The organism is Chitinophaga sp. YIM B06452 (genome assembly GCF_039655965.1).
Classification (GTDB): domain Bacteria; phylum Bacteroidota; class Bacteroidia; order Chitinophagales; family Chitinophagaceae; genus Chitinophaga.
The window spans coordinates 780880-802335 of sequence record NZ_JAWLKY010000001.1 but is presented as its reverse complement, the minus strand read 5'-3'; the positions used below and the strand labels follow the sequence as shown (position 1 = coordinate 802335).

At 51.1% G+C, this 21456-nt stretch carries 16 protein-coding genes and 2 tRNA genes; 7 read left to right on the top strand and 11 right to left on the bottom strand.

From position 1 onward, the window contains the following. Positions 1–9: 9 nt before the first annotated feature. Entirely contained in the window at positions 10–657 is a 648-nt protein-coding gene (locus R3I13_RS02915; RefSeq protein WP_346316419.1) for a LysE family translocator, read from the bottom strand. A 95-nt stretch (positions 658–752) separates the two neighbouring features. Between R3I13_RS02915 and R3I13_RS02910 the strand changes: the two genes are divergently transcribed. Both R3I13_RS02910 and R3I13_RS02905 read left to right on the top strand, forming a co-directional pair. Further along, positions 753–841, top strand: a tRNA-Ser gene (locus R3I13_RS02910). Between the two features lie 42 nt (positions 842–883). Next, positions 884–958: transfer RNA gene (locus tag R3I13_RS02905), tRNA-Pro, on the top strand. A gap of 165 nt (positions 959–1123) precedes the next feature. On the opposite strand, the gene R3I13_RS02900 is transcribed toward R3I13_RS02905, so the two are convergent. The 7 genes from R3I13_RS02900 to R3I13_RS02870 form a co-directional block, all read right to left on the bottom strand. Beyond that, the gene (locus tag R3I13_RS02900) at positions 1124–1621 is read right to left on the bottom strand and encodes a hypothetical protein (RefSeq protein ID WP_346316418.1); all 498 of its coding nucleotides are present in this window, start codon (positions 1619–1621) and stop codon (positions 1124–1126) included. Positions 1622–1758: 137 nt separating this feature from the next. Then, the gene (locus tag R3I13_RS02895) at positions 1759–2610 is read right to left on the bottom strand and encodes an AraC family transcriptional regulator (RefSeq protein WP_346316417.1); all 852 of its coding nucleotides are present in this window, start codon (positions 2608–2610) and stop codon (positions 1759–1761) included. Between the two features lie 133 nt (positions 2611–2743). Continuing rightward, entirely contained in the window at positions 2744–5428 is a 2685-nt protein-coding gene (locus tag R3I13_RS02890; RefSeq protein WP_346316416.1) for a sugar-binding domain-containing protein, read from the bottom strand. 82 nt (positions 5429–5510) lie between these two features. Further along, positions 5511–7160 carry a RagB/SusD family nutrient uptake outer membrane protein gene (locus tag R3I13_RS02885; RefSeq protein WP_346316415.1) on the bottom strand — a complete coding sequence of 550 codons (1650 nt, stop codon included), beginning with the start codon at positions 7158–7160 and terminating at the stop codon, positions 5511–5513. Positions 7161–7171: 11 nt separating this feature from the next. Beyond that, positions 7172–10507 carry a TonB-dependent receptor gene (locus tag R3I13_RS02880; protein WP_346316414.1) on the bottom strand — a complete coding sequence of 1112 codons (3336 nt, stop codon included), beginning with the start codon at positions 10505–10507 and terminating at the stop codon, positions 7172–7174. Between the two features lie 201 nt (positions 10508–10708). Next, positions 10709–11851: a FecR domain-containing protein gene (locus tag R3I13_RS02875; protein ID WP_346316413.1), complete on the bottom strand. Its 1143-nt coding sequence runs from the start codon at positions 11849–11851 to the stop codon at positions 10709–10711. A 42-nt stretch (positions 11852–11893) separates the two neighbouring features. After that, positions 11894–12469, bottom strand: coding sequence for an RNA polymerase sigma-70 factor (locus R3I13_RS02870; RefSeq protein ID WP_346316412.1), 576 nt, complete (start codon positions 12467–12469; stop codon positions 11894–11896). A gap of 260 nt (positions 12470–12729) precedes the next feature. Between R3I13_RS02870 and R3I13_RS02865 the strand changes: the two genes are divergently transcribed. Continuing rightward, positions 12730–13410, top strand: coding sequence for a hypothetical protein (locus R3I13_RS02865; RefSeq protein WP_346316411.1), 681 nt, complete (start codon positions 12730–12732; stop codon positions 13408–13410). Positions 13411–13484: 74 nt separating this feature from the next. After that, positions 13485–13844 carry a DUF488 domain-containing protein gene (locus R3I13_RS02860; RefSeq protein WP_346316410.1) on the top strand — a complete coding sequence of 120 codons (360 nt, stop codon included), beginning with the start codon at positions 13485–13487 and terminating at the stop codon, positions 13842–13844. Between the two features lie 76 nt (positions 13845–13920). Here R3I13_RS02860 and R3I13_RS02855 read toward each other — a convergent pair whose 3' ends face one another. From R3I13_RS02855 to R3I13_RS02845, 3 genes are all read right to left on the bottom strand, one after another. Then, a complete protein-coding gene (locus R3I13_RS02855; protein ID WP_346316409.1) occupies positions 13921–14268 on the bottom strand; it encodes a high-potential iron-sulfur protein in 348 nt (115 codons plus the stop codon). A 6-nt stretch (positions 14269–14274) separates the two neighbouring features. After that, the gene (locus tag R3I13_RS02850) at positions 14275–16401 is read right to left on the bottom strand and encodes a PVC-type heme-binding CxxCH protein (RefSeq protein ID WP_346316408.1); all 2127 of its coding nucleotides are present in this window, start codon (positions 16399–16401) and stop codon (positions 14275–14277) included. A gap of 287 nt (positions 16402–16688) precedes the next feature. Next, positions 16689–17021, bottom strand: coding sequence for a hypothetical protein (locus tag R3I13_RS02845; protein WP_346316407.1), 333 nt, complete (start codon positions 17019–17021; stop codon positions 16689–16691). 50 nt (positions 17022–17071) lie between these two features. Here R3I13_RS02845 and R3I13_RS02840 point away from each other — a divergent pair, with 50 nt between their 5' ends. The 3 genes from R3I13_RS02840 to R3I13_RS02830 all read left to right on the top strand — a co-directional run bounded on the left by R3I13_RS02840 (position 17072) and on the right by R3I13_RS02830 (position 21449). Beyond that, positions 17072–18427: a DegT/DnrJ/EryC1/StrS family aminotransferase gene (locus R3I13_RS02840; protein ID WP_346316406.1), complete on the top strand. Its 1356-nt coding sequence runs from the start codon at positions 17072–17074 to the stop codon at positions 18425–18427. Positions 18428–18453: 26 nt separating this feature from the next. Continuing rightward, a complete protein-coding gene (locus tag R3I13_RS02835; RefSeq protein ID WP_346316405.1) occupies positions 18454–19791 on the top strand; it encodes a hypothetical protein in 1338 nt (445 codons plus the stop codon). Positions 19792–20087: 296 nt separating this feature from the next. Next, entirely contained in the window at positions 20088–21449 is a 1362-nt protein-coding gene (locus R3I13_RS02830; protein ID WP_346316404.1) for a neutral/alkaline non-lysosomal ceramidase N-terminal domain-containing protein, read from the top strand. Positions 21450–21456 lie beyond the last annotated feature (7 nt).

Below are 21456 nucleotides of genomic sequence, written 5' to 3'. Positions count from 1 at the left end.
TATGAAAGATCACTTTTTCGAAGAAGAAGCCGGTTGCATCATGAACGTGAGCACGCCGAGGAAGATGTAGATCATGCCGGAGATATAAGCTTCCAGCTTCAGGTAGTAAGTGTTTGATCTCAGGTATTTGCCGAGGCGGCCTGCGGCCAGGGCGTAGAATCCGTCTGTCATGAATGCCAGCATGGTAAACAGCAGGCCGAAGAACAGCACCTGCCCGGTTACGTTGCCCTGTGCGGGTTTAATGAATTGCGGCAGGAAGGCGAAGAAGAACAGGGCGCATTTCGGGTTGAGCACATTTACCACCATGCCCTGCCAGAAAATAGCCGGCATGCTTTGTTGTACTGGCTTGTGGTTCTCCTTGGCGGCGGTTTTGGGGCCGAAGATCTTTTTGCAGCCCAGGTAAATGAGATAAGCCGCGCCTGCGTATTTCAGCAGGGCAAAGGCCATGGCAGAGGCCATCAGGATGGCGGAAACGCCGAGGGAAGCTGCAATGGCGTGCACCAGCGTACCGGCCTGTATGCCGCATACAGAGATGAGGCCGGCTTTGGTTCCCTGCTCGGTGCTGCGGGTGATGATATACAGCACTGCGGGCCCGGGAATGATGAGCAGGATGAGGGCCGCGGTAATGAAAGCGAGGATGGTGGAAGCGTCTGGCATATAGCGGGTTTTTGTATTTTAAATTTACCGTTTCTTTTTAACTGCTTTTGGAAAATTCCAAATAATTCCTATTTTTGCAGCCCCGCAAGGGGAACGGTGAGGTGCCTGAGAGGCCGAAAGGACCGGTTTGCTAAACCGGCGTACGGGTCAAACTGTACCGAGGGTTCGAATCCCTCCCTCACCGCTGAACTAACGTAGTTAATTTAACTATAAATGTTTGAAGGCTCGGGATGTAGCGTAGTCCGGTCATCGCGCCTGGTTTGGGACCAGGAGGTCGCAAGTTCGAATCTTGCCATCCCGACGGAAAAAAATTAAAGCCCTGCAATTGATCAATTGCAGGGCTTTCTGTTTATAACCAATGATGCGGGAAATACTTCAGAGGGAGTAACAACAGACAGGGCGATCCATAATCCGGCATAGGCAGAACGCAACTGAAATAAGTTTAAATTGTTATGCCAGTCCTTCCTTATTGCCCGGCAGCCAGTTTATTGATCTTTCTTTGTTTCCTGAATTGATAAACAGAACCTGCCACGAATAGTATCAAAATAACCAGGAGTGTATTTCCTATCACAGGATCGCTTATATCCTTCGCCAACGGATGCCCGGCCGGGATACGGGTAAATGTCTCATTGACCGTTGGAAGCATAGACAGGAAAAAGCTAAACGACAGGAAGAAATTTTCAAAATAACGGGCATTGATATTTCCTTTTCTCCGGGAATGAAGAAAATAGGCTGCTGTTACCAGGATAATGATAAGCAGGGAAAAAACATGTCCCGGGTTAAAACCGCCATGCCTGGATATTCCCAATGCAGTTGCTGAAGTGACCAGCGTACAATAAAAATAAATTTTACCGGAGAGTTGGCTTAAGTCAATTTTGCCATATCGTACAAATGCTACCAATGCGGCGATAATGGCAACAATGCCGATGGCCGTATGAAAAATTCCCAGGTTCGATAGTCCCATATTTTTTGGTTTAGATTATTCTGTCAAAATTGACAGCACAAAATTACCGGGCGGAAAGAGGGCGGATTTTGTCAATTAGCCCATTTTTTTGGCAATTTGGGTCAACGAAGCACTCAACGTATGGGACGACGAAGCTGTTATTGTCTGGCTTTTAAACGGTAATTGGTTGGGGTTACATTGTATTTATCATGAAAACTCCTGGTGAAATTTGCCAAATCGTTAAATCCACAATCAAAGGCAATATCCGTGACGCGGTTATCAGAAGCTAAAAGCAGTCCGGCAGCTTTTTCAAGCCTTTTGGTTTTAATATAATTGGCGGGAGAGTCGTTGTACAATCTTGTAAATTCCCTTTTAAACGAGGAGACGCTTAAATTGGTCTTACGTGCCAGCTCTTCGATACTAACCTGTGAAAACAGGTGCGCTTCTATTATTTGTTTGAATGTATAGGTAGCCGGTGAAAAAAGTTGTGATAATATCACCTGTATGGCTTCGGCATTACGTGTTTGCGATAGTAAAAGAATGATCTCTTTCAACTTTAAGATCAAAATATCGTCATTTACCAATGATGGGTTTTCAAAATAAAACAGGAGGCCTTCAATATATTTTTGTATCAGGAAGTCATTGTTTATTTTTTCACCTGACAGGTTGGATATTGTATTCCGTGGCCGTTGAAGCAACGGTGGAAGTTCTCTTGCATATACTTTCTTTAATATATCCGGGTGGAAAGTAAGTATTACAATTTCTCCATTACTGTTTGAATTTGAGTTGTGTATTTGCTTTCCTGAGTTGATGCAGTTTAGGAATAGTGAATAATTGGCGGGGATATTTATATGATCATCGTCAAACTGGTATTGCATTTCGCCTGCCAGCATGTATAAAAAGCAAGCCTGTTCCGAAACAGGGAAAGTATATTCGAAAGGCGGTTTTAATACCACCTTTTGGATGAATGATTTTCCAAACAGGTCAATTTTTTTATGGTCGATTACCATTTGTTGCTACAGGCTATACGCTTTAGAAGCCAATTTACTAAATACTCCAATAATTTTGGCGGCCTTACGGAAAAGTAAACCCTTCAGACCACGTGATCTGAAGGGTTTATTAGTTTAATTCAGCGCCGGGAATTTACAATGCAGTCCTTACCTCTTTCGAATTAAACGCTTCTGTGACCAGTGTCAGGTTTTGCTGGTCAATTCCTTCCGGGATTTCAATATCAACATATTTTTTCTCACCGGGTAACAATGAAAAGAAATTGTCTGAATAAAAAACCGGCATTACACTGCGCCCGCCGGGACGCTCCAGCCTTAACCGGGTGAAGAAAGAGAGCGCATCTGAAGGGTTGGCAACGGTTACTTTGACAAACATCTTTTTTCCCCTGACCTCTTTTTTAGCCAATATGTTTAGGTTTGCTTTTTTTAGTTGATTGATGTCTGCAAACCCCGATACAGCTGGGCCCGTCATGGTCCATGCACCTTTGTAACTATCTTTCGAACGCCAGTAAAATGCATCGTTGATCAACCGACCCTGTTCGTCTTTCAGTATTAACTTGATAAAATGCACCTGGGTGATATTCTCCGGGAAATCGATCTTGATGGCATCATTCACCACGCCATCTGCAGGGATGTTGATGCTGGTTGTTTTTTTCCATACGGGTTGCGCCTCCAGGTTGTAAACTGTGGCTTCTACGGTATAACCGGTAAATGATTGGCGGTAATCATTGTAAACCGAAACCGAATTCTTCAGGTAATCAAACTGCGGGTGAAGCGGGGCCAGGCCATTCTGCGAATAATAAAGGGCGGCAGTCGGTTCCAGGTACCAGTCGTATAGGCGGGAAGCGGTTTGCGGAAGCGGGCTGTTGTGGTACCAGAACAGGAAGCCGGAAGCCCAGCGGTCGCCATAACCGAATTTATTATAGTTCCAGACCTCCCATATGGCCCTGTAATTCAATGCGCCTACCAGCTGGGCTTTTTTTGCATATTCCTGTATGGAAGAAGATTCACCGAACTCATTTACTGCCTGCCGGTATTTGGTGTTCACCTGGTGAAAGCCGTTACCATCAAGGTAGGTCCACACAGAATCATTGATGGGCCACAGGTCATTTTCAGGCATCATGCGCTTTAACGATTCGTAGACCGGTGTGCAGGGTACCCCGTATTCCGGGTTAAAACCATCCACCCGGCTGCCGCGTTTCGATGCGGTATTTTCAAAATACTGCATGGGGTTTTCATATTTGTAAGGGCTGCCATCGTGGATACCGCAACATTCAGACTGTTCCTGGTAGCCATGCGTGCTGTCCAGGGAAAGGATGAGCTTACCTGTGCCCCGCATTTCCTTTGATTCATTGGCGCCAACGTAATAGGCTACCGATGCATGGTTGCGTATTCTTTTGACCGTGCTTTCCAGGTTTTTGAGGTACAATGCAGAGTCTGCCGGCATCCGGGTATCCCCGGTTACCCAAAACTCGTTCCAGACCAGCAAGCCGAAGCGGTCGCATAACTCGTAGAAATAGTCGGATTCGGCAATGCCGCCTGCCCAGAGCCGCAGCAGGTTGATGCCGGCCTGGCGCGTGTAGCGCAGCTCAGCATAGGTGCGCAGTTCGCTGTTGCGCAGCATAGCCTCGGGCACCCAGTTCGTGCCGCGGATAAACACAGGCTGGCCGTTCACCAGGAAGCGGCGCGATTTATCGGGCGTATTCCTGTCTGTGGCGATCGTACGCACACCGAATTGCGTACGCAGGTGGTGACTCTCTTTCTGCTGTACAACAACTCGCAGGTCAAGAGCATAGAGATGAGGCTCTCCCTTATTTACCGGCCACCATAACTTAGGACGCTGCAGGTCCAGCGTTTTAAATTCCAGTGTCTTTCTTTCATGGGGGGCTAATGAAAAAGGCGCTGAAAACTTAATGCCCGATTGGGCGATGCTGCCCGTAATGATACCCTGCTTTGGCTGAGCTGACGCATTCATAACTTCCACGGAAACGGCTGCCGTAGCCGATGTTGTGTCGGGCAGCGGCAGGATGGTCTTTACAAATGGATGCTCCAGGATCACATCGCCTGTGGCAAAAAGCTCAACGTCCCGCCAGATGCCGGTATTGCGGTCGCGGATGCCGTCAGGTGAGGTAAAGTCCCAACCCACGCTCATCAGCATGCTCACGTTTTTGCCGATCTCGCCGTCGCCGCCGTTGTGATTTTCGCCAACGGCGCCGGTCCGCTTTGCGCCAACCTTATCGTATGCGCCGGGAAAGTCCACCGGCTGCACGTCTACCGCCAGCACATTTTTACCATTCAAATTGGCCAGGCCTGTAATGTCGAAAGACTGATCGTTGAACATGCCTGCCATTTCGCCCAGCCTGGCGCCATTTAACCAGATGGCGCAACGGTAATTGATGCCATTGAACTTCAGCCAGATGCGTTTTCCTTTATACGCGGCAGGAATACGAAAATCAGTTCTGAACCAATAGTGGTAAAACTCGCGCCCAGCCTCGGCGATGTCCGGTATGAGGTTTCGCTTCTTGCGGTTGTTGTCGCCATAATAAGGATCGGGGTAAATTTTATTGGCTGCCAGGTTGGTTAATACGGTGCCGGGCACCTGTGCGGGAAGCCATGTTTTGCTGTCGTAATTAACCGATGATATGTCACGGCCATCACCGGCTTTGGCGGCTTGCTGCATTTGCCAGCGGATGGTTTTGCCGGAGCTTAGAAAGAGCGAAAGGTCCGCCGACGGCCGGCAAAGGTGAGCTGCCTGTTGACCGCCTGCATACAACGGCGTGAGTGCCAGGAAAGCCAGGCAAATAAGAACGTTCAGTTTCATAGTTAGAGAATTCGGCATAATGATAAAAAAATCCGCGGACCTTTAAAATGATCCGCGGACTTTGCTTTGATGTAGCATTTGATCAGTAACCGGTGTTTTGCGGGTATTTTTCGCCGGTTATGGTCCTGTCTATCTGGCTTTGAGGAATGGGTCTCAGTATATGTTTGTCCTTAATATTTACCCCTGCGTCCGGGTTGTGTAATCTTACCCGTTCCAGCAGCTTATTGGTCCTTACCAGGTCCAGCCAGCGGGTTTGTTCGCCGGCCAGCTCGCGTGCCCGCTCGTCCAGGATAAAGTCCAGCGTAACCTGGTCTGATGTAATATTCATGGCCGCGGCGTTCCCGGTTGGGAATGCTGCCCGCGTGCGTACAGCATTGATATAGGTAGCCGCACTGGCTTTATCGCCAAGATTAAAAGCCGCCTCCGCAGCCAGCAGGTAGGTTTCAGCCAGGCGGTAAACAATCACCGGCCTTACCGACGGATCGTTATTACTCGCTCTTTTGGTATCCTGGTATTTCAGCATGGTGGGAAATAACTGCAGGGTATAATTCCGTGGCGGCACGAGCAGGTAACGTATAGCGTTGATCTCGGCATTGCTGACGTCGTACCCCGGCATAAAAATAGCCGTATCGCCGAGCGCATATTTTGGAACGCCATTTACCTTGGGAATTTTCTCGGCAGAGTTAGACAACCATACCGACTGGAATGTTTTGTAATAACGGGTGTCGTTTGTTTTATCGGCAAAACAGGTGTCGCTCATCCAGCGGGTCAATTCCACGCGCGCAAACGGGCGGCCATAGGTCATGGAGCGAACCAGGCCCGGGAAGTTTTCATAACCCATTACATAGTGAAAATTCAGTTCGTTGCTGTTGTTGTTATAAGTAAGGTTGCTGGTATGCTGTACACTCCACAGTATCTCCTTGCTTCCTTCATTGCCTTCAGCATATACCGATGCAAAATCCGGTAATAGCCCCAGGCCTAAGCCGCCGCTGTTATCAATGAGGCCTTTCGCGGTGGTGTAGGCATTCTGGAAATCATCAGCTTGTTTGGCCGAAGAGTATGCCCTGGTGAGGTATACTTTTGCCAGCAGGTGCGATGCCGCCGCCGCGGTGGCCTTGCCGGGCAATACGCCGTTTTGCACAGGACTTGGCGGTAACGAGGCAATCGCATCTTTCAAATCCTGGATAATGAAGTTGTAAACATCGCTGATGGGCGCCCTGGAGGCGCTGGTGCTGGGTTCTGTGATAAAATGGGTGTTCAGTGTAACAGGGCCCCAGAAGCGGACCAATAAAAAATAGAAATTTGCCCGCAGGAATTTAGCCTCGGCAACTTTTTGCGCAACAGTGGCAGCATCAAGGCCGGTAACAACGGGCCCGTTGTCGATAATGCCGTTGCAGGTATTGATGAAGGTGTAGCACGCATTCCATACGCCCGATACCCAGCCGCTGTTGGCGTCGAAGCTGCTTGAATAGATATTAAAATCATTGTTGCCGCCGCCGCCGGATTTGAACTCGTCGGTGCCGGGCACGGTCATGGTCATAAAACTTTCGGTTCCCCATATGTTCCGGTTGCCGGCATATGCTGCATCCAGCCCGGACTGAAAACCCTGCGCGGTGTTAAAATATTGTGGAGTAAGCCCTGAATGCGGTTCTTCTATTAATTGTTTGTTACAGGCGGAACTTAAAAAAGTGATCGCCGCCAGTGCAACAGCTGTATATATGCTAGATCTCATGATGATAAAAATTAGAATGTAACATTTAAACCAAACAGTATCGATTTATTCGGCGGGGTATCTACACCCAGGGTACCTGCGGACTCGGGATCTATACCCCGGAACCGGTCGTGCAACGGAGAGAAAAAGATGAAGGCGTCATTGACACTGGTGTAAACCCGGAGAGACTGCATGCCGATCTTGCGGGCCATGCCAGTCGGCAGCGTGTAACCCAGGTTGATGGTCCTTATTTTAAGGTAAGTGGCGTCATAATAGCCAAGAAGATCGCCATAGGTGGGTACACCTACGTTGAAATTGGGTTTAGGATAGGTGTTTTCGTGATTAAAAGGCGTCCAGTAATTGACATCCAGGTTATTCATTTTCCCGTTCAACGCGTTTACATTGCTGCCGGGTTGAAGCCAATAAGCGATCTGTGTGCCGCCTACGCGGTAGCTAGCCACAACTGTCAGGTCAACGCCACGATAACTAAAGCGGTTGGTAAACCCGCCGAAGAACTTTGGCTGGCGCGAACCGACAACTGTACGGTCGTTTGAGTTGATCACGTTGTCACCATTCAGGTCTGCCACTTTGATGGTACCGATCACGGAGCCCGGTCCTACCAAGGTCAGGTTAAGCTTCCGGGCCAGGGCGGAATCCGATGAAGTATTTTGCCAGATGCCCAGTCTTACATAGTTATACAGTGCATTAATAGGCTCCCCGACAAACCGGTTGTTGCCAATGTCTTTCGTTACGCCGTTTTGCAGCGCGGTAATTTTATTGCGGTTGAAGGTGATGTTGAAATTGGTGGTCCAGCCAAAATCATTCCGGCCGGAAGCCTTGATATTAGTAGAGCCGATATTGATCTCCAGGCCTTTGTTTTCTGTTTTACCCACGTTGGCGAGGAACTGTGAGGTGTAACCTGTTGTAATAGGCAGGTTTTGTGGAAGTATAAGATCGTTGGTGCGCTGCTGGTAAACATCAACGGAACCGGTAATGCGGTCGTTCCACAGGCTGAAGTCCAGGGCAAGGTTCAGCGTGGCGGTATATTCCCAGCCCAGCGCCGGGTTGGGAACGTTATTGGGATAAGTGCCGGTAACATTCTTTGAACCGTAGTTGTAATTGATTGCCGCCATCCCGCCAAGCGTTTGGTAGGGGTTTACAGCAGCGTTCCCCACGGAGCCATAACCCGCGCGCAGTTTCAGGTTTGAAATTACAGGAACGTTTTTCATGAAATCCTCCTGCGTGATATTCCAGCCAACAGCTGCGGATGGAAAGAGATGGTATTTATTTCCCGGCGCCAGCGTAGAGGAACCGTCGGATCTCATGGTGAGGGTTAACAGGTATTTGCTTTTGTAGTCGTAATTGATACGGCCCATGAATGAAACGATGTTGAACTTCGAGTAACTGCCCGAACCATTGAGATTGGAGCCCAATGCCGGGTTGAAGTATTGAATGTAATCTGCCAGGATGTTGTTGTAGCTGAATGAAGTAGAGGCTTTATAATCTTCCTGGTAGCTGAACAGGCCGGTAGCCGTTAAATGATGATGCCGGGCGAATGTGTTTTCATATACCAGCATATTTTCCAGGGTATAGTCGTAATAATCATAGTTGGTGTTCCTGGCAGTGGAAGGGCCGCCCAGGTTCTGATAGGTGGCGCTGCCATAAAAGTCGCCGTAGGTTTCCGGGGTAATTTCCACGCCCCCGTTAAAACGGTATTTAAGATGCGGGGTAAGCTGAGCTTCAGCATAAGCCGTTGTAAAGGTGTTGTACCTGGAACGTTTCTGCACAACCGCGCCCTCCGCGAGGTTGGCCAGGGGGTTATAGGTTAAAGAGCCGCCGCCCGGGAACGGGATAAGGTTGCCCTTGTCGTCGTAGGGAACGGTAAGGGGGCTGGAAGTGAGGGCCTGGGTCACAGGGTTGATGCTTTCCCCATTGATCTTGCTGACGGTATTCAGCGAGCTGATCCCGACCCTGAACATCTTGCCCAGCTGCTGGTCGATACTTACTTTGACGGTATAACGCTTGAATGACTGACCCGGGAACAAACCGGTTTCATCATAATAACCAGCGGACACCGCGTATTTCGTGGTTTGCGTGCCACTGGATACGCCTACCTGGTGATTGGTCTTAAAGCCGTTCTTAAAGATCAGGTCCTGCCAGTCGGTAGCCGTCCCGTTTTGTATACCAGCCAACTCATTGGGCAGGAAAGTGATACCGTCTGTATAGAATTTCGGATCGTCTATCCCGCTGTAAGGATGAGGCGCGCCGATCACGTTCGGGTTGTTGGCGTTATAGTTGCCCCATTTTTTGTAGGTCTCGTAAGCCTTGGTGTCCATCACGTCATAGTGGCCAAGCGCGCTTACCACGCCGGCATAACCGCTGTAAGTGACTACAGGCGCGCCTGTTTTGCCCCGTTTGGTACTGATGAGTATTACGCCGTTTGCGCCCCGTGAACCATAAATAGCGGTGGCGGATGCGTCTTTTAATATTTGTACAGCCACTACATCGTCCTGGTTGAGGTCGTTGATGTAATTGCCATTGTAGGGTATGCCGTCCACAACATACAGCACATCGTTGGACGCGCCGAAAGAACGCTGTCCCCTGATAGAGATGGATGGCGTGGCGCCCGGATGGCTGTTGCCGCCGGCCTTTTGTATATCAAGGCCCGGTGCCTGGCTTTGCAGTGCGCTTACCAGGTTGCTGGCCGGTACGCTTTTTAGGGCTTCTTCGTTGATAGAAGCAATAGAACCGGTCACATCCGCTTTCTTTTGTGAGCCATATCCCACCACGATCACCTCGTTCAAAGCAGATGGCTTTTCAGCCAAAGCCACATTGATCACCGTTTGATCATTTACCGTTACTTCCTGGCTGATAAAGCCAACGGAGCGGAAGACCAGCACCGCGGATCTATCAGGTACCGAAATACTATACCTGCCATCGCCGTCTGCGATGGCGCCGGTGTTGCTGCCTTTGACAGTTACCGATGTGCCGGGAACGGGTGAGCCTTTGCTGTCATTTACCTGGCCGGTTATCTTAATGTCCGCTTTAGGAATGGCCGGTGTAGCAGGGTCCGGGGCTCTGCGGCTGATGACCACATTGTTTTGCGTGATCACGTATGTAACAGGCTGGTCTTTGAAACATTGATCCAGCACTGCTTTCAGCGATGCGTTGGTGACGGCTATGGAAACTTTCTTTGTATCCTCCAGCGTGCTGGGATTATATAAAAAGTTATAGCCGCTTTGCTGCCTTAATTGGGTAAATATTTCTTCGAGGGATGCGTTTTTGACCTTCAGGTGAATGGATTGAGCGTATGTTACCGCTCTAGCCTGCAAAACTGTTGCAAGCAGCAGAATGATGGTAAGTCTCATAACTAAGGAATTGTTTAAAGAGCACAGGACTCCCTCCTGCACATGTATGCATTAGAAATACCGCACAAATAAATGTTAGGTTTGATAAACTGATTGGCGAGTTAAATGAATCATTCCATGACAGGGCCGCCTGCGGCCTTAGCCGGATACGGCGCCATATCCGGGTACTGGCCAGGTAATAGCCATGCAGCGTAAAGATCTTTACGGCATAATTATTACCCTCCTCCCCTCAATTTTAAATTTTAAAGTTTTGGTTAATTCGATTGTATTTAACAGATCTTCCAGCTTTTCGTAACGGGACACCGTTCCGCCAAGACGTTGTTTTTTCACATCGCCTACGTAGCTGACCTCCACGTCGTACCAGCGGGCAATAGTTCTCATAACGCTCTCAATGCTTTCATTTTTAAAGAGGAAATAGCCATTTTTCCAGGCAATGGCGTCATTAGGATCCACCTCATTGACGTTGAACCCCTTGTTGGCTGCTAAAGTTGCCTGCTGGCCTGGTTTAAGCAGTATGTGGTTATTATTGGCAGATAACTTAACCGATCCTTTCAGTAAAGTGGTTTGTATCGTTGGTTCATCTGCATAGGCATTTACATTAAAGCTTGTTCCCAGCACTTCCACCTCAACGTCTTTCATTTTCACCTTGAATGGCTGCGAAGCATTCCCTGTTACTTCAAAATAAGCTTCCCCGGCAACCTCCACGAGCCTTTCCGGCCCCGTAAAGGCGGTCGGGTAACGCAGCGTGGAAGCCGCATTCAGCCACACCTGTGTGCCGTCAGGGAGCGTGATCCGGAACTGGCCGCCTCTTGGGGTGGTAAGCACATTATACTGAACAGAAGCAGTTGTACCCTGTGCATCATACTTTAGCTGGCCGCCCTGCTGATGGATAGCCGTCGAACCCTGTTGGATCACCTGGTTGCCGGTGCTGTCAAGGGGCACTTTGGTTCCATCCGATAAGGTCAGCACGGCTTTGTTGGAACCGGGCGCTGCATCGGCGATGAGTGTTGGTTCCGCCTGGTGTTTGACCGGCCGCTGCGACCATAAATATGCCCCGGCCATGATAGCGAGTATCGCGGCAGCCGCGGCCCACCGGTATCTCCGGGGCCTGATGGTATGAACCGGCCTCACTTCCTGGTCAAGACGCTGCTGGATCAGTTGCCTGATCCCTTCATCCGGCTCGCCTTCATAGGCCCGGGCCGCCAGCTCTTCGCAGATCGTTTCATCCAGTAACTGCACACACGCCGGGTCTTCCAGCGCAGTCGTCAGCCGCCGGCGTTCTTCCGGCGTGATCCTGTCGTCCAGGTATTTTTCCAATAGATCCTTGAATTCGTCGGTGTGCATATAGTATAAAGACGCAACAGCGTCAAAAGAGGGTCGGTCTGTTTAAAAAAATATTTGGAACAGCATCCGCAGCGCATGCCGTAAAAAGGTTCGCACTTGGGCCAGGGCCTTTACCATATGGCCTTTCACCGTTTCCCGGGAGATACCCAGCCGTGCCGCGATCTCCTCGTATTTAAGCCCTTCCTGCCGGCTCAGCTCAAAAATCACCCGGCGTTGCGGCGGCATCTGGTCTACCACCGCCTGCACCAGCTCCCGCAGCTGCTTGGCAGCCAGCTGCTCATCGGCAGGGGAACCGGATGCCGGCTGCAGCTGCTCGATATGGTCCGGGATCGGGCTCAATAACTTTTTCCTGAATTCACTGAGTATCCTGTTCTTGGCCATCGTGTACAAATAATGTTCCGGCCGCTCTATGCCCGGGAGGGAGTCCCGGTTCTTCCAGATTGCCAGGAATACTTCCTGTACCACGTCCTGGGCCTTATGGGAATCTTTCAGGTAAGCCATAGCCTGCCCATACAGGTTATTCCAATATTGATCCACCAGCCGGGTAAAGGCGTCATGATCGCCGTCAGCAACCAGTTGGAAAATATTGTTCTCTGTATGTAAGAAACTGTCAGACAATCTAATGCAAGCTTTGGCGGAGCTAAAAATAGATAAAAAATTTCTACCCCTGAAAATAGTGGAATAGGGGACCGGGATGGACCTTTTAGCGGGAGACTTCCGGCCGGGATTCATGATAAACCCGGAAATCTGCATCCCGGAAAACCAGTATTTTTCATAACATCTTCCCCTGAAATCGCCCGCACATGCGATCAGGCATTATCTTTGGAACTGCAGAGACCATGTAACCCAAAACATCCTGACTAAATAAACATCAGAAAATGAAAATGCGGCATTCTTTTATGTTATTGACGGCTTTCGTGTGTGTAGCCCTCACTTTCAACGCCTGTAAAAAAAGCGGTTCAGGCGATAATAAACCTACAGAACAGCCCAGTAAGATACCCGGCATGGGCGAGAATACCGGTACTCCCGAGGGAGAGCAATATGTACTGCCCGCCGGCATTACCCTTAGCGGTACTATCTATGGCGCTTATTGCGATACCACTTACAAAGTAGGCAGCGGCTACCTCGTAACGGTATGCGCAGGCCTGTTCAACAGCAAAACAAAAGACACGACTATTACACTCCCCGCCGGCCTTGTCATCCTTGCCACCAACGCGGCGGCAGACCAGCATGGCCTGTTGATCCAGGAAACGCAGGTAGTGTTGAAAGCGAGGAAGCTGACCCGCGTGGGCCTTGCTGCTTATTGCATCAATGCCTCCAAACACCCCAGTTCATCTGGCCTGACATATAAGCTGGGCCCGGTTTCGAGCAGTGAGTTGATGCGGGAGTTGATCGGCTTGCTGAGGAACAAAAAGTTAAGAAGGAATGAGTACCAGGATGAGGATGCATACCTTGAAGCCATAGGCGCTGCGCAGGGCCTGGTTTGGAGCATCACGGACGGTGAAGGCATGACCGATATGGTACGCCAGCTTACGCTGGACGAGATACCTAACAGATAGGTTTCTTCATAGACCAGTTATATCAACCCCGGGAGACCTCGTTCTTCCGGGGTTTTTTCGTTAACTTTCATATCATGAGACCGGTGATACACATTAAGCGGGCGTACGGGCCGCACCAGGAAGAGGATGGATACAGGGTGCTGGTAGACCGGCTCTGGCCGCGGGGCTTGAAGAAGGAAGATGCGGCGGTGGATGAATGGGCCAAAGACCTGGCGCCTTCCAATGAACTGCGGAAATGGTTCGGGCACGATCCGGCGCTGTGGGCGGAGTTTCAGCGGAAGTATAAAGCGGAATTAAAAAATAACCCGGCAGTTGGCAGCTTCGTCAACATGCATAAGAACAAGAAGAGGATCACGCTCATTTATTCGGCGAAAGATGAAAAGCATAACCAGGCCGTGGTTTTGCAGGAATATCTTTCCCATCTCTTCGAATAAAAAAGCAGGCGCCCGCCGGTAGTTACGGGGGCAGCCTGCTGCTGCTTGTTTTTGATAAAACCGCAATCGTTTCCGTCTATGAGAGCGGGGCATAATAGGTGCAATACCCGTTTTCCTCCACAGGGCCTTTGAACAGCGAGCAGCTGCCACAGTGCTCGTTTTCCCCGGGAGGCAGGTACAATTTGCAGTTACCGCATTTGCTGTCCGCAATAGGTGTTTCTTCTACATAGCCCAGTTTCTGCCGCTTTTCTTTTTCCTCAGCGCTAACGCCAGACAGGTCGCTGCAGGAAGCAGGCTGCTTGTTGCCGCCGCCGTCTTTCGCGGGCTTTTTGCCATTGCCGCAGCTGTTGATGAAAAGGGCGCTGCCCAGCAACACGCCGCCGAGGCCAAAGGCGTTCCTGATAAAATCTCTGCGCGTATTCATGTTCATTTATTTTATGGTGGTCACCAGGTTCTTCAATTCTGCAAGGGTTTGGCCGTTTACATTTTTTAGCTTCGGCCTGAAAGCTTTCAGCGCGGTTTTCTGCGCCGCCGAGCTGCCTTCCGATTTTTCCATTCCTCCCAGCAGGCCTTTGGCTGCAAAGGCCTGCCTGCTGCCGGTTTTCATGCTCTCATGCTCCAGCAGGCCGGTGTATTGGGCCAGCTGCGCAGCGTTGTGCCTGGCGCCGATAACGTAGGAAAGGTCATGTATGAAACCATTGCTGAGCCTGGTAGTGTCCCAGGCAATATTGCTTTTGAACAGCGCGGCCAGCATGGCGGGCGAGGAACCAGCTTCTGAACTGAGCACGGCCATCTGTATGTATTTGTTGTCGCCAAAACGCTCCAGCACCTGTACAAATGCATCGGTCACCTGGCCGTTGCTGAACTGGCCCAGGCTCAATGTAGCCTGCATGGCGAGTTTGGCGGGACTGTTCTTCACCAGTGCCAGCAATTCGGGCAGGCAGGCCGGGTAATTTTCGGCGAGCATGGCGGCGTGTTCCTGCACATTCACTGAGCTGTCTGCCAGCGCTTTTTTAACGATGGGAACATCCAGTGCATCCAGTGCTTCGAGGGTGTAGAGGGCATGCAGGCGCGCGCGGGGATCGGTGTTGCCGAGCATTTGTTTCAGCGCGGGGATCACGGACCTGTCCTGCCGCTCCACGAGCAGGCGGTGGGCCTGCTGCGCATACCATTGATTGGGATGGGCGAAAAGCTGCACCAGGCTGTCTGAAGAAGCCTTGCTAAGCTTGGGCGCTGCGCCTTTGTAAGCGCCTTCCGCCGGCATTACGCGGTAGATGCGGCCTTTGTCCGATCCTTCATAAAAATCCATATCTGCTTTCAGGTCGTCGGGGATGGAAACGGGTGTTTCGATATGCTGGCGGTAATAATCCAGCACATATAAATAACCATCCGGGCCGGTGGTGAAGTTTACGGGGCGGAACCAGGTATCCTTCGAAGAGATGAATTCCTGCTTCTCTTCCCCTGCCGGGCGTTTGGCGGTGAAATGCACGCTGTCTGCCGAGGCTACCAGTATGTCGCGGTGCACGAGGTTGCCGGCTACTTCGCCGGTGAAGATGTTGCCGTAGAATTTCCGCGGCAAAGCATCGCCGTTATAAAAAGTGCCGCCTGAAGCGCCGGTGAAATGTTCTCTTTCATATTCCACGCGTTTCAGTTTTTTCTCCTGGAACTCGGCATTCCTTCTTTTCGTTCTTTCAGCCCGCCAGTAAGGCGTGGCAGATTCCTGGAACATGATGGGGTCATGATCGGAAATATTGCGGATGGCGCGCGCGGAAGGCAGGTAGGCATGCCGGTGCGTATACCGCCAGGGCAGTATGATCTGCTGGATGTGAATGGAATTCTCGGTCACGAAACGGTTGCGGTAATCGTCTATCGCCTGGCCAAACTGGCCGGGACCGGTTTCCAGTTCAAACAGCCCGCGGTCCAGCCGGAACCGGAAGTCTGCGCCTTTTACGGAAAGCGGTTTGGCGTCGGGCTTATCGCGGAAAGTAACATTGCCGTCCTGCCCGCGGTTGTTGGCATATATCCAGTTGTCCACGCCGAAGCGGAGATTCGTGATCTGTGTTTCAGGATTGTCTTTGAAGAAGCCGCTGAACAATACTTCGCGCGTATCGGCCACGAAATCGCCGGTGGTATCTTTCATGTAGAGTATCTCGGGAGCGGCGGTAACGAGCAGCCCGCCTTTCCAGGGAAGGATGCTGGTGCCTTCGGAAAGTTTGCCTGCAAACACGATAGATGTATCGGCCCTGCCGTCGCCATTTGTATCGCGCAATACGCGGATGTGGCCCTTTTCCGTGCCGGGAGCGGGTTTGTCAGGATAGTCGGACATCACTACCACGTAGCAATTCCCGTCTTCGTCAAATTCCATGGATACCGGGTCAGTTACCAGCGGTTCTGCCGCGAACAGCTCAACTTTCAGCCCGTCGGTGATATGAAGGCTTTTCAGTGCTTCGTCTGGCGAAAGCGGGCCGGGATACTTCGGTTGTTTCCCGCAGCCGCCGGAAGTGAATAAAGCCACTGGCAAAAGCAGGCCCGTACATAGTTTTAGGACATTCCGCATAGTAGGTAGCATATTTAAACCTGATTGATAAAATAGCCCGGATGATTGTATTACAGGTTCCGGTAACGTACACAATATTGCATTTTATTTTGGATATTCTATAGCAGGATGAAGAAAAATATGAAGAACGGGGATACTTTTTCAGGTGTTTTCCGGTAACGTACACATTTATGTCTGATGGAATTTGAAAATACCGTCCGGGAGAAAAACAGGAAGGGAATACGGCTGCCCGGCGGGGACGATGTTAATTATTAAAACTCTATACAGTGGCTGTTATGGCTGTTATATCAGGCAAACGAAGCATCCTTTATTGCCCGGATGAGCTGCCCCGGGATATTCAGCATAACAACCGGGTAATTTTCCATGACTTCAAAAAAAAGTTGAACAAAAATTACCTGCCATTCGAAATAATGATTATTTTCGGGTACGTTACCGATCAACCAAAAAACATTTGAAAGAAGTCCGTCATTGCGAGGAGCAGCGGAGGACTTGTGCAGGAGCCGCGACGAAGCAATCTCCTCGTAGTATTGAAGCATTCCCCATTTCAGGAAGGAGATTGCTTCGTCGCCCCTCCCGCTTGAGCGCTGCAGCTCCTCGCAATGACGGGAGACGGGTATCACTGGTCAATATTAGTTTGTCTATAACATTATCAACGTATAAACATCATTCAATGGGTCATACTTCAAGAAGGAAGTTCCTCCGCCAAAGCTCCCTCGGAGCCGCCGGTTATTTATTAGGCTCCGGACTTGTAAACAGCTCATTCGCCGCAACCGCCGCTTCCCGTACCCCCGCCATCCTTGGCGGCCAGCCGCTCTTTAATGCCGCCAGCTGGGTGAAATGGCCGATGTGGATCCAGTCAGAAGACGAACAGACACTCATCGAAAGCATCCGGAGCGGCGTATGGTCCCGCGCAAAACTGGTAGACGAGTTTGAAAGCAAGTGGGCTGCCGCCATCGGCACCAAAAGATGCCTTACGGTAGTGAACGGCACCAATGCACTCATTACTGCCATCAACCGGCTGAACATCGGCGCGGGCGACGAAGTGATCACCACCCCGTATACCTTCATTGCTTCCGTACAGGCCATCCTGGCAAACAACGCCATGCCTGTGTTTGCAGACATAGACCCGGCCACCTACCAGGTAGACCCGGCCAAAATTGAAAGCAAGATCACCAAACGCACCAAAGCCATCCTGGTAGTGCACATCCTCGGCCTGCCCGCGGATATGGACCGCATTATGGCCATCGCGGCGAAACATAACCTGGTCGTGATAGAAGACGCCTGCCAGGCGCACCTGGCCGTGTACGACCATAAAACTGTAGGTTCCATCGGCAAAGCAGGCTGCTTCAGCTTCCAGAACTCCAAGAACCTGCCCATCGGCGAAGGCGGCGCCATCGTATCCAACGACGATAAATACATCGACGATTGTTTTGCCGCGCACAACCTCGGCTACGCCTACGGCACCTCCACCGGCGCCATTGCGGGCGACAGCTTTATGAGGGCATCCAAGATCAGGCTTACGGAATATGCGGCGGCTATCGGTCTTGCCCAGCTGAAACGCCTGGAAGCCCAAACCAACACCCGCCACGAAAATGCTGCTTACCTCAGCTCCATGCTGAAAGACGTTGAAGGCATAAAGCCCATCAAACTGTACGACAAAGTAACCCGCGGCGCATACCATCTTTACTCTTTCCGCTACGATCCGGCAGGCTTCAAAGGCATGAACCGCGCGAAGTTTATGGAAGCGCTGCGCAAAGAAGGCGTGCCCTGCTCCGGCGGTTACAAAGTGATGCATACGCAGGAATTCATGCGCGAAGCCTTCAGCTCCCGCGTGTACAAAAGTTTTTATTCGCAGAAGGAACTGAACTTCGAAACATACAAACAGCGCAATGATTGTCCGAAGAACGCAGCCCTCTGCAACGACGCCGTATGGATGACGCAGAACATACTGCTGGGCTCCAGGAAAGACATGGAAGGCATCGCGGAAGCCATCAGGAGCATTCAGAAAAATGCCGGCAAGATCTAAAAATATTACTTCGAATAACATCATACATGCAAGCAGATAAGCAAGAAGAGCAGACCGTTCTGGAGACTCATACACCACACACGGAAAAACTGGTAGCAAAGACATTTGATTCCGGCTTTGAGCTGGCCCACGATTCATACAACGCCATTACGGTGGCCAGCGACGGCAGGGTGTATTACGTACTGTCGTCAGACAAACACGATGTGGCCGGCCGGATGTATTCCTACGACCCGCGTACCGGCAGCATCAGGCTGCTGGGGGATCTTACGGAGATATGCGGGGAGAAGGGGAAAAATTTTATATCGCAGGGCAAGAGCCATGTGGAGTTCTTTGAAAGGCAAGGCAAGCTCTATTTTTCCACGCACGTGGGTTATTACGAGCTGATAGACGGCATGGACCGCCTGCCCGTGAATGCGCCGGAAGGTTACCAGCTGTACCGCGGCGGGCACATCCTGGCGTATGATATGAAGACGGGCGCTTTTGAAGACCTGGCCATACTGCCGGGCGGGGAAGGCGCCGTATCGATGACCATGGATGTGGAAAGAGGTAATGTCTTCTGTATTTCATGGCCGCTGGGCAACTTCATCGCCTACAACGTGGATACGCGTGAAATGAATGTATTTGGCGCCACAGCGGGCCGTGGCGAAGGCGGCACGCCTGGAAAAGATTTCCGTTCCCTCTGCCGTTCGCTTTTCGTGGACCCGCGCAACGGCACGGTATACTTCTCCACCGCGGCGGGCGACATCTACACGTATGCGCCTGGGCAGCGCCAGCTCAGCAAGCTGGAAGAAGTGAACCTGCGCATCGATTATTTCGGCAAATATTCGCCCGAACAGCCTGGCAGCATGGGCTACAACTGGCGGAAAATATGCTGGCACGAAGAAGATGAAGTGGCATACGGCGTTCACGGCAACTCCGGTTACCTTTTCAAATTCGACCCGGCGGCGCAAAAAATAGAACTGATAGAGCGCATCACGTCCAGCCTTTCGCGCAAAAGCGGGATGTTCGACCAGTTCAGCTACGGCTACCTTGGTTTCCAGCTGGGACCTGATAATGAAACGGTGTATTATCTCACCGGTGGCCCGATCTACATCAACGGCAAGCGCCTCGGCGGTTTGGACGCGATCGGCAAAGGAGCGGCGAAAGGATTGGAGAACCTGCACCTGGTCACCTACCACATCCCGTCAGGCACTTACAACGACCATGGCCCGATCTTTTACGAGAATGGCGACAGGCCTTTGTATGTGAATTCAATCGCAGTAGCGGCAGACGGCGCCGTGTACACGCTGGCACGGATAGACAGGAACGGCAGGACAGTTACAGACCTGATCCGCATTCCTGACCCGTTTGCGAAGAAGGGGTGAGTGGAATTAAAAGCTTGTATAAGGAACTGCGACGAAGCAGGGAAAGCTGTCATAGCCTACAAAGTCCGTCATTGCGAGGAGCAGCGCGGGTTTTGTGCAGGGGCGACGAAGCAATCTCCGAACACAGGGTATGTCAATCTAATGCAGGAGATTGCTTCGTCGCCCCCCGCTTTGGCTCTGCAGCTCCCCGCAATGACGATTTTCCCTGCTTCGTCATCCATGGTGTTGGCTTTGTAGGTTCTTGCAGTGATGGGCTTTGCCGGGCAACATAATTATAAAAGGAATAATCAAAACGGATGGCTCTAAAACTGAAGTACATACTCCTGGTGTTGCTGGTAAGCCTGCAGCAGAACCTTGCTGCAGGCCCCATCAAAGCGGGCGCCGGCAGGGTGGTGATCACGCCTGAACTGCCTTTTTACCTTACCGGCTACGCCGGAAGGGACTCGATGGCAGTGACCAAAGTGCACGACCTGTGGGCGAAAGCGCTGGTGATAGAAGAAAGTCCTTCTAACAGGATCGTGATCGTAACGGCGGATGTGCTGGGGCTGACGCCCGCGGTTTCAGAAGCCGCGGCGGAACAGCTGAAAAAGAAGTACGGCATTACGCGGTCGCAGATCATGTTCAATTCCTCGCATACCCACTCTGGCCCCATGATCTGGCCGGCGCTGAGTGTTATCGGGGACTACGACGCAGAAACGATCAGGAAATTCACCCAATATACGGTCACCCTGACGGATAAACTGGTAGCAGCAGTGGACATGGCGATGCAGAACCTGGAACCCATGCAGCTCAGTCATGGTACGGGCCAGGCAGGCTTTGCCATGAACCGCCGCTACAAGCCCGGGCCTGATGCTACAATCGGAAAAGAAAGAAGCAACCGCACCGATCACGACGTGCCGGTGCTGCTGGCAAAAGATGCAAAAGGCACGGTGAAAGCGGTACTGTTTGGCTACGCCTGCCACAACACCACGGTAACGGGTGCACACAATACTATCAACGGTGACTACGCAGGATATGCGCAGATCGAGCTGGAAAAGAAATATCCCGGCGCCACCGCGCTCTTTTTTATCGGCTGCGCCGGCGACCAGAACCCCACGCCGCGGGGAACGCTGGAATACGCGGAGCAGCACGGGAAAGAGCTGGCCGGTGCAGTAGAGAAAGTGATCGGTACAAAAACAGAGAACCTGGGCACGCCCTTGCGCAGTGCATTCGTGAGAACGGAGTTGCCTTACCAGCCGGTAACCGTGCAGGCATTCCAAAAAGAATTGCAGGAAGGAACGAAATACGAAAAACGCAGGGCGAAGCTCATTATGGAAGCGATGGACAAGGGCTGGGACCTTTCCGCCCACAGCTATCCCGTTCAGGCCATGCGCATCGGCAACAGGCTGACCATCCTTTCCCTGAGTGGCGAAGTGGTAGTAGACTATTCCCTGAACGCGAAAAAACAATATCCCGGCGAGCATCTTTTTGTGGCCGGTTATTGCAACCAGGTAGTATGCTACATCCCTACGGAAAGAATATTGGAAGAAGGAGGCTATGAGCCGGTTTCGAGCCAGATGTATTATGGAATGCCGGGCCCCTTCCAAAAGAATATAGAAGCGAAAGTGAACGCGGCCATCCGCACGGTGATGCAAAAGGTTGGACTATCAAAAAAATAACGCCACA

Excerpts from the sequence above, each read along its gene's own strand:
- R3I13_RS02915 (WP_346316419.1), bottom strand. The coding sequence starts at position 657 with ATGCCAGACGCTTCCACCATCCTCGCTTTCATTACCGCGGCCCTCATC.
- R3I13_RS02900 (WP_346316418.1), bottom strand. The coding sequence starts at position 1,621 with ATGGGACTATCGAACCTGGGAATTTTTCATACGGCCATCGGCATTGTT.
- R3I13_RS02895 (WP_346316417.1), bottom strand. The coding sequence starts at position 2,610 with ATGGTAATCGACCATAAAAAAATTGACCTGTTTGGAAAATCATTCATC.
- R3I13_RS02890 (WP_346316416.1), bottom strand. The coding sequence starts at position 5,428 with ATGAAACTGAACGTTCTTATTTGCCTGGCTTTCCTGGCACTCACGCCG.
- R3I13_RS02885 (WP_346316415.1), bottom strand. The coding sequence starts at position 7,160 with ATGAGATCTAGCATATATACAGCTGTTGCACTGGCGGCGATCACTTTT.
- R3I13_RS02880 (WP_346316414.1), bottom strand. The coding sequence starts at position 10,507 with ATGAGACTTACCATCATTCTGCTGCTTGCAACAGTTTTGCAGGCTAGA.
- R3I13_RS02875 (WP_346316413.1), bottom strand. The coding sequence starts at position 11,851 with ATGCACACCGACGAATTCAAGGATCTATTGGAAAAATACCTGGACGAC.
- R3I13_RS02865 (WP_346316411.1), top strand. The coding sequence starts at position 12,730 with ATGAAAATGCGGCATTCTTTTATGTTATTGACGGCTTTCGTGTGTGTA.
- R3I13_RS02860 (WP_346316410.1), top strand. The coding sequence starts at position 13,485 with ATGAGACCGGTGATACACATTAAGCGGGCGTACGGGCCGCACCAGGAA.
- R3I13_RS02855 (WP_346316409.1), bottom strand. The coding sequence starts at position 14,268 with ATGAATACGCGCAGAGATTTTATCAGGAACGCCTTTGGCCTCGGCGGC.
- R3I13_RS02850 (WP_346316408.1), bottom strand. The coding sequence starts at position 16,401 with ATGCGGAATGTCCTAAAACTATGTACGGGCCTGCTTTTGCCAGTGGCT.
- R3I13_RS02840 (WP_346316406.1), top strand. The coding sequence starts at position 17,072 with ATGGGTCATACTTCAAGAAGGAAGTTCCTCCGCCAAAGCTCCCTCGGA.
- R3I13_RS02835 (WP_346316405.1), top strand. The coding sequence starts at position 18,454 with ATGCAAGCAGATAAGCAAGAAGAGCAGACCGTTCTGGAGACTCATACA.
- R3I13_RS02830 (WP_346316404.1), top strand. The coding sequence starts at position 20,088 with ATGGCTCTAAAACTGAAGTACATACTCCTGGTGTTGCTGGTAAGCCTG.